Source organism: Streptomyces sp. NBC_01283, assembly GCF_041435335.1.
Classification (GTDB): domain Bacteria; phylum Actinomycetota; class Actinomycetes; order Streptomycetales; family Streptomycetaceae; genus Streptomyces.
On sequence record NZ_CP108430.1, the window covers coordinates 3,429,081 to 3,442,650 of the forward strand.

Here is a 13,570-nt window from a genome sequence, read left to right on the forward strand (position 1 = left end):
CTGGCGCTTTTGGGACGGGTCAGTCCACGACCTGCCGGCCCTCCGGCCGTGCGCTGCACGAGGCGCGGAAGGCGCAGTGCGTGCAGTGCTGGCCCGTGGTGGGCGAGAAGCGTTCGTCGAGGACCTTGCCGGCCGCGGTGGCGAGGAGGTCGCCGACCCACTCCCCCGAAAGCGGCTCCTGGGCCTGCACCTTGGGGAGGGTCTCGCCGCCGTCCTTCTTGGCGGCGCCCTGGCGCAGCTGCACCAGTTCCGCGCCGCCCGCCTCCGGACGCACGCCGTCGAAGGCGTCGTCGACCGCGCCCTCCCGGAGAGCGAGCTGGTAGACGGCGAGCTGCGGGTGGCGGGCCACTTCGGCGGCGGTGGGGGTCTGTTTGCCCGTCTTGAAGTCGACTACGTAGGCACGCCCCTGCGCGTCCTGCTCGACGCGGTCCATGGAGCCGCGCACCCGCACTTCGTAGGGCCCCGCTTCGAGGGTCACGTCGAAGTCGTGCTCGCTGCTGACGGGGGTGCGGGTCGCGCGGTCCATCACATGCCACTGGAGGAAGCGTTCGAGCGCCACGCGCGCGTGCTCCTTCTCCTGCGCCGACTTCCAGGGGGCGTCGAAGGCCAGCGCGTCCCAGACCGAGTCGAGGCGTTCCATGAGGACGGCGAGGTCGGCGGGTGTCCTGCCGGACGCGACCTCGTCGGCCAGGACGTGCACGACGTTGCCGAAGCCCTGGGCGGCGGTCGCCGGGGCGTCGGCCTTCACCTCGCGGCCCAGGAACCATTGCAGGGAACAGGTGTTGGCGAGCTGGTCCAGGGCGCTTCCGGAGAGCACGACGGGCTTGTCGCGGTCCCGCAGGGGGACCTCGCTCGCCGTCGGCTCGTACATGCCCCACCAGCGGTACGGGTGCGCGGACGGCACCAGGGGGCGCCCGTCGGCGTCGCTGAGCGCGGCGAGCCGGGCCAGGCGGTGGGCGGCGGCCTCGCGCAGGGGCTCCGAGACGCGGGGGTCGACGGTGGTGGAGCGCAGCTCCGCGACGAGCGCGGAGACGGACAGCGGGCGGCGTGGACGGCCCGTTATGTCCTTGGGCTCGACCCCGAGTTCCGTGAGGAAGCGGGACGGCTGGTCGCCGTCGTCCGCGGGTGCCTTGACGGCGGTGACGACGAGGCGCTCACGCGCGCGCGTGGCGGCCACGTAGAACAACCGGCGCTCTTCGGAGAGGAGCGCTCCGGGGGTGAGGGGCTCGGCGAGGCCGTCGCTCCCGATGCGGTCGGCCTCCAGGAGGGAGCCGCGGCGGCGCAGGTCGGGCCAAAGGCCCTCCTGGACACCGGCGACCACCACGAGCCGCCACTCCAGGCCCTTGGAACGGTGCGCCGTCATCAGGCGTACGGCGTCGGGGCGTACCGCCCTGCGCATGAGGGTGTCCGCGGCGATGTCCTGCGCCTCGGTCTCCTCCAGGAAGTTGAGGGCGCCGCGCCCTCCGGAGCGTTCCTCGGCGCGGGACGCGTACGCGAACAGGGCACAGACGGCGTCGAGATCGCGGTCCGCGTTGCGCCCGGCGGCACCGCCCCGGCGCGCGGTCCGCTCCAGGCGGCGCGGCCACGGCGTGCCGTCCCACAGCTCCCAGAGCGCCTCCTCGGCGGTGCCGCCGCCCGCGAGCCGCTCCCGGGCCTTGCGGAGCAGCGCACCGAGCCGCTGGGCGCCTCGGGCGTACGCGGGGTCATGCGCGACGAGCCGCTCCGGTTCGGCCAGAGCACGGGCCAGCAGCTCGTCGGAGGGCGCGGGGAGATGGTTCCCCGCGGCGCGCTCCTCCGCGCGAAGGGCCCGCCCGAGACGGCGGAGGTCGGCGGCGTCCATGCCGGCGAGGGGGGAGGTGAGGAGGGTCAGCGCGGTCTCGGTGTCGAGCCAGGCGGGGGCCGTGGCTTCGGGGGCGGCTTCACCATTCCCCTCGGCTTCACCATTCCCCTCGGCTTCACCATCCCCCTCGGTTTCACCATCCCCCTCGGCCTCACCCTCGGGCCCGGGAGCACGCTCGCCCTCCCCCTCAGGCTCACCCCCAGGAGACGCCCCCTCCGACACCACCGCCGTGGCCACCGCCCGCAGCGCCGTCAGCAGAGGCGTGACCGCCGGCTCGTGGCGGAGGGCGATGTCGTCGCCGTCGACGTCCAGGGGGACGCCGGAGGCCGTGAGGCTGCGGCGGACCGCCGGGATCGTGTGGGCGCCCGCGCGGACCAGGACCGCCATCTCGCCCCAGGGGACACCGTCCTCCAGGTGCGCGCGGCGCAGGATGTCCGCGATGTTGTCGAGTTCGGCGCCCGGCGTCGGATAGGTGTAGGTCTCCACGCGGCCGCCCTCCCTGACCGCGGCCAGCTCCCGGTGGGCCCGCACCTTCTCCGCGGGCAGCCTGGTCAGCGGCATGCGCCGGGTGAGCAGGCGGGTGGCGGCGAGGAGGCCGGACCCTGCCCTGCGGGACGTCGTCAGGACCTCGACCGGCGCCGGAGTGCCGTCCGCGCGCGGGAAGTCGGAGGGGAACTCCAGGATGCCGTTCACGTCGGCGCCCCGGAAGGTGTAGATCGACTGGTCCGGGTCGCCGAACGCGACGAGGGAGCGCCCGCCGCCGGCCAGCGCGTGCAGCAGCCGTACCTGCGCCGGATCCGTGTCCTGGTACTCGTCGACGAAGACCGCGTCGTACTGCGCTCCGAGCGCCCGTGCGACCTCGGGGCGCCGCGCGAGCAGCACCGCGCGGTGCACCAGTTCCGCGTAGTCGAGCACTCCCTGCATGTCGAGGACGTCCAGGTACTCCGCGAGGAACGCCGCCGCAGCACCCCAGTCCGGGCGCCCGGCGCGGCGGGCGAAGGCATCCAGGGCATCGGGGCCGAGGCCCAGTTCACGGCTCCGGGCGAGCACCGCGCGCACCTCGTCGGCGAAGCCCCGCGTCGTCAGGCAGGCGCGCAGCTCGTCCGGCCAGCGCACGTGGGAGCGCCCCTCGCCCGCCAGGTCGATCTGGCCCGCGAGGAGCTCCCGTACGGCCACGTCCTGCTCGGGACCCGAGAGCAGCCGGAGCGGTTCCATGAACAGGTCGGCGTCCTGGTGGGCGCGGATGAGGGCGTAACAGAAGGAGTGGAAGGTCGTCGCCTGCGGGGCGTTGGCCGCTCCTATGCGCAGCGCCATGCGGTCGCGCAGTTCCACCGCGGCCTTGCGGCTGAAGGTGAGGACCAGGACCCGCTCCGGCTCCGTGCCCTTGGCGATCCGCGCGGCGACGGACTCCACCAGCGTCGTCGTCTTGCCCGTGCCGGGCCCCGCCAGGACGAGCAGCGGCCCGCCGGGGTGGTCAACCACCGCACGCTGCCGTGCGTCAAGACGAGGGGGGTCCACGCGAACCGGCGGGGTACGCACCAGCCGATAGGCGCCCTGGGCCCCCTGTCGCACCTGGGGGTACGACGGGTGCCGAGTGTGCCGGGCGGAAGAAGTGGAGCTCACGTGGGTCGCCGGTCCTGGTGGGTGTACGGGGTGAAAAGCGGCTGCGCGACGGCTGCGGGGTCTGCGGGGTGAGAGAAATGCGTGCTGTCGACGCTACGCCAGCGGGCGTGCGGGACGCGTGGCTTCCCCCGTACGGGCCACCGGTCCTCCGCGACGCCGCGGGATGGCCGAAGCTGTCAGGTGTGAGCCTCCGGAGCCCGCGGCGGGGCGGCCTCGCCGCTTCCCGCCGCGTCGTCGACAGCCGCTGCCCCGTCCCAGCGCGCCCGCCGCATGTCGAGGCGCGGCACATGGCCCTCGGACGCGCGGCCCGCCTCACGCAGCGGTGTGGCCTCCGCGCGGTAGTGGCCGAGCGCCCGCAGCTCGTGCCCCGGCAGCAGCCGGCCGTCGGCGCGCACCACACGCCACCACGGAACCGCGTCCCCGTAGAGGGCCATCACCCGGCCGACCTGCCGGGGGCCGCCCTCCTCAAGCCACTCCGCGACGTCCCCGTACGTCATCACCCGGCCCGGAGGGATCAGCTCCGCCACCTCGAAGACCCGCTCGGCGTACTCCGGATACGCCGACAGCTCCTGCTCCGGTCCGCTCTCCTCGCTCATCCGAACCATCCTGCCGTACCGCACCGACACCGTGAGCGGCCCGCGACAGAGTGTGCGGTACGAGACAAACTGGAGCTCGGTGAACACTTTGCGCCCCCGCATTGCACCCTGATGCCCCCCTCTGTCGGCGGGACATGCCACCATCGTGCGGGCGGTGACTGGTGATACGAGATCAAGAAGAGGCGACGGAGCAGCAGGATGTGCACCCCGATGAGACGGCGGGCACCCCTGCGGCCGAGGCGCACCCGGACACCGGTGGGCACTCCCTGAAGAAGCACGAGAAGAAGCACGAGAACGCCGAGAAGGCCGGCAGGGACGAGGACGCCTTCGTACCCCTGTCCGGGCAGGACGTCCACGACGCCTTCGTGCCCGGTGACCTCCCCGATGACGGCGCCGATGACTGCGCCGACGGCGAGGAGGCGCACAGCGACCGCGTCGCAGGCGACGAACCGCTGCTCGCCGCGCGCGTGCACCGTCCGTCGGACCTGATGCGGCTGCTGGTCGGCGTCCTCGGGATCGTCATCGTCCTCGCCATCGCCGCGTTCGCCCACGGCACGACGTCGGGCCTCGCCCAGGACATCGACAAGGGAACGGACCAGGCGCCCGACCTCCTGATCAAGTTCGCGGGCCTCACCGCGAGCATCGGCGTCCTGCTCGTGCCCGTCGCCTTCGCGATCGAACGCCTGGTCAAACGGGACGGGCTGCGCATCGCCGACGGCGTCCTCGCGGCAGTCCTCGCGCACGGCGTGACGCTGGCCACCGACCTCTGGGTCGCCAAGGCCGCGCCCGGCTCCATCCAGGAGGCGCTGACCCGGCCGTCCCCCGGCGATCTGCACGCGCTCACCGACCCCGTGCACGGCTATCTCGCACCCGTCATCGCGTATATGACAGCCGTGGGGATGTCCCGCAGACCGCGCTGGCGCGTGGTGCTGTGGGTGGTGCTGCTGCTCGACGCCTTCACCATGCTGGTGACGGGCTACACGACACCGTTCTCGATCATCCTGACGGTGCTCCTCGGCTGGAGCGTCGCCTACGGGACGTTGTACGCGGTCGGCTCGCCGAACGTCCGGCCCACCGGCCAGACGCTGCTCGCCGGTCTGCGGCACGTCGGCTTCCACCCGGTGAGCGCGGCACGCGAGGACTCCCCGGACAGCGAGCACGGCGACCGGGGCCGCCGCTACTTCGTCACCCTTGAGGACGGCCCGCCCCTCGACGTCACGGTCATCGACCGCGAACAGCAGGCGCAGGGCTTCTTCTACCGCGTGTGGCGCAGGCTCACCCTGCGCGGCATCACCCAGCGCCGCAGCCTGCAGTCGCTGCGCCAGGCCCTGGAGCAGGAGGCGCTCCTGGCGTACGCGGCGATCGCGGCCGGGGCCAACGCCCCCAAGCTGATCGCCACCTCCGAGCTCGGCCCCGACGCGGTGATACTCGTCTACGAGCACACCGGCGGCCGCACCCTGGACTCCCTGCCGGACGACGTCATCACCGATGAGCTGCTGTGCGACACCTGGCGGCAGGTGCAGGCGCTCCAGTCGCGACGGATCGCGCACCGCAGGCTCGCGGGCGACGCGGTTCTGGTGGATCGTTCCGGCACGGTGATCCTGACCGACCTGCGGGGCGGTGAGATCGCCGCGGGCGACCTGGTCCTGCGGATGGACATCGCCCAGCTCCTGACCGCCTTCGGGCTGCGCGTGGGCGCCGAACGCGCGGTCGCCACGGCGGTCGACGTGCTCGGCCCCGACTCGGTCGCCGACTGTCTGCCGCTGCTCCAGCCCATCGCGCTGACCCGCTCGACCAGGGCGACCCTGCGCAAGCTGGCCAGGGAGCGGTCGCAGCGCGAGCGCGAGGCGGTCCTTGAGGCGTCCCGCAAGGACAAGCTGGCCCGCGCGGCGGAGGCGGACGCCGAGGCAGCCGCGGAAGCGGTGGAGGCCGCCGAGGGGGGCGCCAAGGGGCCCGACCGCAAGGCCGTGCGCGCGGAGAGGCTGGCCGAGAAGCAGGCCATAGACGTCGCGCTCGACCAGGCCCGCGAGGAGGATCTGCTCACTCAGATCCGCCACCAGGTGCTGCTCATCCGGCCGCAGGCGCCCGTCGAGCCGGCCCAGCTGGAGCGGATCAGGCCGCGCACGCTCATCAGCTTCATCGCCGGTGCCATCGGCGCGTACTTCCTGCTCTCGCAGCTCACGCACGTCGACTTCAACACGATCGTCGGCGAGGCCGAGTGGGGCTGGGTCGCCGTGGCGGTGGCCTGTTCGGCGCTGAGCTACTTCGCGGCGGCGATGAGCCTGCTCGGCTTCGTGCCGGAGCGGGTGCCGTTCCTGCGGGCCGTGCAGGCGCAGGTCGCGGGCTCGTTCGTGAAGATCGTGGCGCCCGCCGCGGTGGGCGGCGTGGCGCTGAACACGCGCTTCCTGCAGCGCTCCGGGGTGCGCTCCGGCCTCGCGGTGGCGAGCGTCGGCGCCTCGCAGCTGTTCGGGCTCGGCTCGCACATCATGCTGCTGATGATCTTCGGTTATGTGACCGGCACGGAGAAGACACCGTCCCTGTCGCCGTCCCGGACCGTCATCGCCGGTCTCCTGTCGGTCGCGGTGCTCGTGCTCGTGGTGACCGCCGTCCCGTTCCTGCGGAAGTTCGTCGTCACGCGCGTGCGCTCGCTGTTCGCGGGCGTCGTGCCGCGCATGCTCGACGTGCTGCAGCGCCCCCAGAAGCTGCTCACCGGCATCGGCGGCATGCTGCTCCTGACGCTCACCTTCGTGCTCTGTCTCGACGCTTCGGTACGGGCCTTCAGCACCACGGAGATGAAGCCGCTGACCCTGGCCAGCGTCGCTGTGGTCTTCCTCGCCGGCAACGCGCTCGGCTCGGCGGCGCCCACGCCCGGCGGTGTCGGCGCGGTCGAGGCGACGCTCACCTTCGGTCTGATCGCGGTGGGAGTGCCCAAGGACGTGGCGGCCCCGGCGGTCCTGCTGTTCCGGCTCCTCACGCTGTGGCTGCCGGTGCTCCCGGGGTGGCTGTTCTTCAACCACCTGACAAGGAAGGGCCTTCTCTGAGGGAAGGACCCTCTCTGAGGGAAGGGCCCTCTTCTGTAGAAGGACGCCGGTCCACGGAAGGGCGAGCCAGCCGTGCGCCCCGTCTGCGCCCCCCGCAGGATGGGAAGCATGCCCAACCTCAAGGCGCGTGCCGCCGCCACCGTCGTCCTGCTGTCTGCGACCCTCGCGGCCTGTGGCGGTGACGACTCCAAGGACTCCGAGGACCTGTCGGCCCAGGAGCTCAGCTGGAAGGACTGCCCCGCACCCGCCGCCTCCGAAGGAGGAGGCGATGCCCCGTCCCCGCTGCCCGGCGGCGCCGCATGGCAGTGCGCCACCATGAAGGCCCCGGTCGACTGGGACAAGCCCAAGGGGGACACCCTCGACATCGCCCTGATCCGCGCCGGGACGAGCGGCGACAAGGACAAGAGGATCGGCTCGCTCGTCTTCAACTTCGGTGGCCCCGGCGGCTCGGGCATCACCACGCTGCCCGCCTTCGGCGAGGACTACGCCAAGCTGCGCACCCGCTACGACCTGGTGAGCTTCGACCCGCGCGGCGTCGGCCGCAGCGCGGGTGTGCGGTGCGAGGACGACGAACAGCTCGACACGTACTTCCAGCAGGACGCCACACCCGACGACGACGCCGAGCGGAAGAAGCTCGTCGAGAACGTGCAGAGCTTCAACGGAGCCTGCGAGAAGAACTCCGGCAAGGTGCTCCCCCACGTCCGCACCACCGACGCGGCCCGCGACATGGACCTGATGCGCCAGGTGCTCGGCGACGACAAGCTGCACTACTTCGGCATCTCGTACGGCACCGAACTCGGCGGCGTCTACGCCCACTTGTTCCCCAAGAAGGTGGGCCGTGCGGTCTTCGACGCGGTCGTCGACCCCACCGAGACGGCGGAGCAGGGCTCACTCGGCCAGGCCGAGGGCTTCCAGCTCGCGCTCGACAACTACGCCAAGGACTGCACGTCCAAGGCCGAGGACTGCCCCGTCGGCGACACCGAGCAGGACGTCAAGGACAAGATCGCGAAGCTTCTCAAGGATCTGGATGCCAAGCCGCTGCCCGGTATCGCCGCCCGCGAACTGACCCAGACCGCCGCCACGAACGGCATCGCGCAGGCGCTGTACTCCAAGGACTTCTGGCCGTATCTCACCGAGGGCCTCGACGAGGCGTACGACGGCGAAGGCAAGATCCTGATGGCGCTCTCCGACTCGATGAACGGCCGCAACCAGGACGGCTCGTACAGCAACATCCAGGCGGCCAACATCTCCATCAACTGCGCGGACGACAAGGCGCGCTACACACCGGACTACGTCGAGAGGAAGCTCCCCGGGTTCCGTGCGGCGTCGCCGCTGTTCGGCGACTATCTGGCGTGGGGCATGGTCGGCTGCACCGACTGGGCCGTGGACGGCGCCGCCGACCACCCGGACGTCAGCGCACCGGGAGCGCCGCCCGTCGTCGTCATCGGCAACACGGGCGACCCGGCCACGCCGTACGAGGGCGCGAAGAAGATGGCGGACTCGCTCGGCAAGGGCGTCGGCGTCGAGCTGACGTACAAGGGCCAGGGACACGGGGCGTACGACAGCAAGAACAAGTGCGTGCGCAACGCGGTGAACGGCTATCTGCTGGACGGCACGGTGCCGAAGGAGGGCACGGTCTGCTCCTGAGGCGAGAGCGGCCCGGCGGGCGGCCGGGCCCGCTCGGCCTCTTCGGCTTCGGCGGCCCGCCAAGGCCGTTGTCCGAGGTCCCGCCTACTATGGCTTGACTGTCTTCCGAGGGGGGAAGCGCTCCATGCCGCGTTTCGTACGGTCAGCAGCTCTGGCCGCCGCAGGAGTTCTGGTGGCGGGGCTCGCCGTCGGCTGCGGTGGTTCCGACGGGGGCGAGGACGACGCGAAGCCCGCGCCGACCGGCCCCGAGCAGTCACCGAAGCCCGACCCCTCCTCCACTCTGCCCGCCTCGCTCACCTCGCAGAAGCTCCACTGGGGCGCCTGCAAGGCGACCGGCAGCGACCCCGCGCCCGGCTCCGAGTGGCAGTGCTCGACGCTCAAGGTCCCCTTGGACTACGCGAAGCCGGACGGCGAGACCATCGGCCTCGCGCTGATCCGCGCCCGGTCCACCGGCGAGGGCAAGCGCATCGGCTCGCTCCTGTTCAACTTCGGCGGACCCGGCGGCTCCGGCGTCTCCATGCTGCCGTCGTTCTCGGACATGTACGACAAGCCGCGCGAGCGGTACGACCTGGTGAGCTTCGACCCGCGCGGGGTGGCCGGCAGCGAGGGCGTGCACTGCCGCAGCGACAAGGAGACGCAGGCCGCGGAGTCCGTCGACCTCACCCCGGACACCCCGGCCGAGGAAGCGGCGTACTTCAAGGACGCGGCCGACTTCGGCGCGGGCTGCGCCCGGGAATCGGGCAAGCTTCTGGGCCATGTCTCGACGGTCGAGGCCGCCCAGGACATGGACGTGATGCGCCAAGTGCTCGGCGACGACAAGCTGCACTACATGGGTATCTCGTACGGCACCGAACTCGGCGGCACGTACGCCCACTTGTTCCCCGAGAAGGTGGGACGCCTCACCCTGGACGCGGTGGTCGACCCGAGCGCGGACTCGGTGGGTCACGCCAAGAACCAGGCACGCGGCTTCCAGCGCGCCCTGGAGAACTACCTGAAGTCCTCGGGCCAGGACCCCAAGGCGGGCTCGCAGAAGATAGTGCGCCTCCTGAAGCGCCTCGACGCCAAGCCCCTGCCCGGAACGGGCGACCGGAAGCTCACTCAGTCCCTGGCGCTCACCGGCATCACGGTCACCCTGTACAGCAGGGACAGCTGGCCCTCCCTGACCCGCGGCCTGGAACAGGCCGAGAAGGGCGACGGCGCGGCGCTGCTGCAGCTGGCCGACCTCTACAACGAACGGGACGCGTCCGGGCGTTACAGCACGCAGAGCCACTCGCAGCGCGCGATCGGCTGCCGTGACGGCAAGGCGCGGACGACGCCCGCGGAGGCGAAGGCACAGCTGGCCGACTTCCGTGCGATATCACCCGTCTTCGGCGATTTCATGGGCTGGGACACGGCGGGCTGGTGCCACAAATGGCCGGTGGCCGGGCTGCACGACTCCCCCGACGTGAGCGCTCCGGGCGCACCGCCGGTCCTGGTCGTCGGCAACACCGGAGACCCGGCGACGCCCTACGAAGGCGCCCGCAAGATGGCGGACGAGCTGGGCAAGGGTGTCGGCGTCGAGCTGACCTGGAAGGGCGAGGGCCACGGTGCGTACGGCAGCGGCAGCAACTGCGTGGACGACACGGTCAACGACTACTTGCTGAACGGAAAGACCCCGAAGGACGGCAAGGTCTGCGAGACCTGAGGGGTTCGCCCGACAGGTGGCATTTCAGCCCGTCCGGCGTTCAAGGACGAGCCGTCAAGGCGATGCGGTGCGGCCGGCCCGGAACGACCGCAAGCAAGATGGGCCCGCACCAAGAGGTGCGGGCCCATCTCCGTTCAGGCGCTACGCCTAGTAGATCGGCTTCTCGGGCTCGATCTGGTTGACCCAGCCGATCACGCCGCCACCCACGTGCACCGCGTCGCTGAAGCCCGCGGACTTCAGTACGGCGAGGACCTCCGCGGACCGGACACCCGTCTTGCAGTGCAAGACGATCTTCTTGTCCTGCGGAAGGTTCTCCAGGGCGGTGCCCATGAGGAACTCGTTCTTCGGGATCAGCTTGGCGCCGGGGATCGAGACGATCTCGTACTCGTTCTGCTCGCGTACGTCGATGATCTCGATCTTCTCGTCCCCGTCGATCCACTCCTTGAGCTGCTTGGGAGTGATCGTCGAGCCGAGCGCCGCCTCCTGGGCCTCGTCCGACACGACGCCGCAGAAGGCCTCGTAGTCGATGAGCTCGGTGACGGTGGCGTTCGGGCCGCAGACCGCGCAGTCCGGGTCCTTGCGGACCTTGACCTGGCGGTACTGCATCTCCAGGGCGTCGTAGATCATCAGGCGGCCGACCAGCGGGTCTCCCACGCCAGCCAGGACCTTGATCGCCTCGGTGACCTGGATGGAGCCGATCGACGCGCAGAGCACGCCGAGCACGCCGCCCTCGGCGCAGGACGGGACCATGCCGGGGGGCGGGGGCTCCGGGTAGAGGCAGCGGTAGCACGGGCCGTGCTCGCTCCAGAAGACGGAGGCCTGGCCGTCGAAACGGTAGATCGAACCCCACACGTACGGCTTGTTGAGCAGCACGCAGGCGTCGTTGACCAGGTAGCGCGTGGCGAAGTTGTCCGTGCCGTCGACGATCAGGTCGTACTGGCTGAAGATGTCCATCACGTTCTCGGCCTCGAGCCGCTCTTCGTGGAGGATCACATTCACGTACGGGTTGATGCCGAGGACCGAGTCCTTCGCCGACGCCGCCTTGGAGCGGCCGATGTCGGCCTGACTGTGGATGATCTGGCGCTGCAGGTTCGACTCGTCGACCTCGTCGAACTCCACGATGCCGAGCGTGCCGACACCGGCCGCGGCGAGGTACATCAGCGCCGGTGACCCGAGGCCGCCGGCGCCGACACACAGCACCTTGGCGTTCTTCAGCCGCTTCTGCCCGTCCATCCCGACGTCGGGGATGATCAGGTGGCGGGAGTACCTGCGAACCTCGTCGACGGTGAGCTCAGATGCTGGCTCGACCAGGGGTGGCAGCGACACGGGGACTCCGTTGGTCGGTATTTTCGGAACGGTGTTCTGCCTGTAACACTGCCACGCCCTTCTTCATTCCGAGACACCTGTTCCGATGCGCGAGACGATTTCGTCCCAGTACCCGGGCATGGACTCCCACGGGTCGTCCGCCCCCCGGCCGTCGATGCGGTCGGTGAAGTAGATCGTAGACGCGCCCTGCCAGCGTGCGATGCGCAGCGCCTCGTCGAGATGGCCGCGCGGCATGCCGTGCACGAAGTGGCAGAAGCGCTCGGGCGGATAGTCGGCGGTCCACTCGGCCACCTGTGACCAGCGGTAGTCGCTCCAGGGGCCGGAGAAGGTCACCAACTGGTCGGCGGATTCGGCGTATCCGGGGTACGGATGGGTGCCGTGCCCCAGGACGATGTGCGCGTCGTCGCAGAGCGCGCGCAGCGTCGTGACCGTCCTGCGCACCTCCGGGAGCGCCGCGCGCTCCGAAGGGCACCGGTCCAGCGAGAAGCCGTCGACCTGGTACCAGTCGAGGTAGCGGTGGGCGTCGGAGATGAGCTCCCCGAAGCTGCGGGCGCCGTACGTCACGTCGAGGTGACCGAGAACACGCACGCCCGCGTTCCGCAGCCGTCCTGCCGCCTCCAGGCAGTGCGGGTCGGGCCGGTCCCCCGGTCCCCTGCTCACATTCAGGACGACCCAGTGCAAAGGGGTACTGGGTCGGGTGAGTTCGGACCATTCGGCGGGCGCGACGAGAGGGTGCGCGAAGCCGGGGATGCCGAAGCCGAGTCGTACGTCGGTGTGTGCGGTGCCCGTGGCTGTGCTGGTCAGATGCGGCATGCCGCCTCCATCCAGATGTCGGCGAGTGATTCTTCGAGGTTGATCCGGGGGCGCCAGCCGAGCCGGTCGCGCGCGGTGCGCACATCGGCCTGCTGCCAGCTGCCGCACCCGTCGGGATAGGGATAGGCGGCCGGGCTCCCGTGGTCGGATTCGGTGCGGGGGTGCCCGATGGATTGCCGCAGGGCGCCTTGGTCGAGCTCGTGCAGGGCTCCGCCGTACCCGGCGACGCGCGCCAGGACGGCCGCCGCGTCCCGCAGCCGCACGGCACGGCCCGCGCCGATGTTCACGACCCCCTGCGCGGCGGAGAGCGAGGCGGCGTGCACGGCGCGCGCCACGTCGCGTACGTCGATGAAGTCCCGCTGGACGCCGAGCCCCCCGAGCTTAAGCTCGCCGTCCCCGGCCTGCATGGCGCGCCGCATGGCCTCGGCCAGCCGCCCGAGCGGCGAGCCGGCCGGGGTGCCGGGCCCCGCGGGCGAGAACACCCGCAGGACGACGGCATCGAGGCCCGAGCCGAGGACCAGTTCGGTGGCCGCGAGCTTGCTGACGCCGTACGGTCCGCCGGGCCTGGGCACGGCGTCCTCGGCGGTCGAGGACCCGGGCTGGCTCGGCCCGTACTCGGCGGCGCAGCCGAGCTGCACGAGCCGCGCCCCGCATCCGCTGCGGCGCAGGGCCTCGCAGATCGTGGCGACGGCGACGGTGTTGTGCCGGGTCAGCTCGCGGGCACCGCCGCGGGTGGCGCCCGCGCAGTTGATGACGACGCCCGGGTGCACGGCGTCCAGGAAGCGGGTGAGCGCGCCGGGGCTGCCGCTCGCGAGGTCGAACCGTACGTCCGAGTCGTCGCCGCGGCCGAGCGCGGTGAGCTGCACCGCCGGGTCGGCGAGCAGCCGGTCGGCGACGAACCGGCCGAGGTATCCGTTGGCTCCGATCAGCAGCACCCTCATCGGGCGGCTCCCGGGTCGGACTCTCGGATGCTGGGGGTGCTCATCTGGCGTTCTCCTTC

General features: G+C 71.4%; 8 protein-coding genes. 3 read left to right on the plus strand and 5 right to left on the minus strand.

All coding sequences use genetic code 11. The features are described 5' to 3' along the window. Positions 1 to 19: 19 nt before the first annotated feature. Together OG302_RS15490 and OG302_RS15495 are read right to left on the minus strand one after the other, a co-directional pair. Positions 20 to 3,379 carry an ATP-dependent helicase gene (locus OG302_RS15490; protein ID WP_371750129.1) on the minus strand — a complete coding sequence of 1,120 codons (3,360 nt, stop codon included), beginning with the start codon at positions 3,377 to 3,379 and terminating at the stop codon, positions 20 to 22. A 260-nt stretch (positions 3,380 to 3,639) separates the two neighbouring features. Continuing rightward, positions 3,640 to 4,059 (minus strand): MGMT family protein, encoded by a 420-nt coding sequence (locus tag OG302_RS15495; protein ID WP_371527331.1) that lies wholly within the window; start codon positions 4,057 to 4,059, stop codon positions 3,640 to 3,642. Between the two features lie 200 nt (positions 4,060 to 4,259). Between OG302_RS15495 and OG302_RS15500 the strand changes: the two genes are divergently transcribed. From OG302_RS15500 to OG302_RS15510, 3 genes are all read left to right on the plus strand, one after another. Then, positions 4,260 to 7,100, plus strand: a complete 2,841-nt coding sequence (locus OG302_RS15500) for a lysylphosphatidylglycerol synthase domain-containing protein (RefSeq protein WP_371527332.1) — start codon at positions 4,260 to 4,262, stop codon at positions 7,098 to 7,100. A gap of 108 nt (positions 7,101 to 7,208) precedes the next feature. Continuing rightward, positions 7,209 to 8,747: an alpha/beta hydrolase gene (locus tag OG302_RS15505; protein ID WP_371527333.1), complete on the plus strand. Its 1,539-nt coding sequence runs from the start codon at positions 7,209 to 7,211 to the stop codon at positions 8,745 to 8,747. Positions 8,748 to 8,871: 124 nt separating this feature from the next. Further along, complete coding sequence (locus OG302_RS15510; RefSeq protein WP_371527334.1) at positions 8,872 to 10,431, plus strand: alpha/beta hydrolase; 1,560 nt, start codon at positions 8,872 to 8,874, stop codon at positions 10,429 to 10,431. 147 nt (positions 10,432 to 10,578) lie between these two features. Here the strand turns inward: OG302_RS15510 and moeZ are convergent, their stop codons facing one another. The 3 genes from moeZ to OG302_RS15525 form a co-directional block, all read right to left on the minus strand. Beyond that, positions 10,579 to 11,757, minus strand: a complete 1,179-nt coding sequence (gene moeZ, locus OG302_RS15515) for an adenylyltransferase/sulfurtransferase MoeZ (protein ID WP_361833328.1) — start codon at positions 11,755 to 11,757, stop codon at positions 10,579 to 10,581. Between the two features lie 63 nt (positions 11,758 to 11,820). Then, positions 11,821 to 12,570 carry a spherulation-specific family 4 protein gene (locus OG302_RS15520; protein ID WP_371527335.1) on the minus strand — a complete coding sequence of 250 codons (750 nt, stop codon included), beginning with the start codon at positions 12,568 to 12,570 and terminating at the stop codon, positions 11,821 to 11,823. Continuing rightward, a complete protein-coding gene (locus OG302_RS15525) occupies positions 12,558 to 13,511 on the minus strand; it encodes an NAD-dependent epimerase/dehydratase family protein (protein WP_361833324.1) in 954 nt (317 codons plus the stop codon). The genes OG302_RS15520 and OG302_RS15525 overlap by 13 nt, the downstream gene beginning before the upstream one ends. Positions 13,512 to 13,570: the final 59 nt, after the last annotated feature.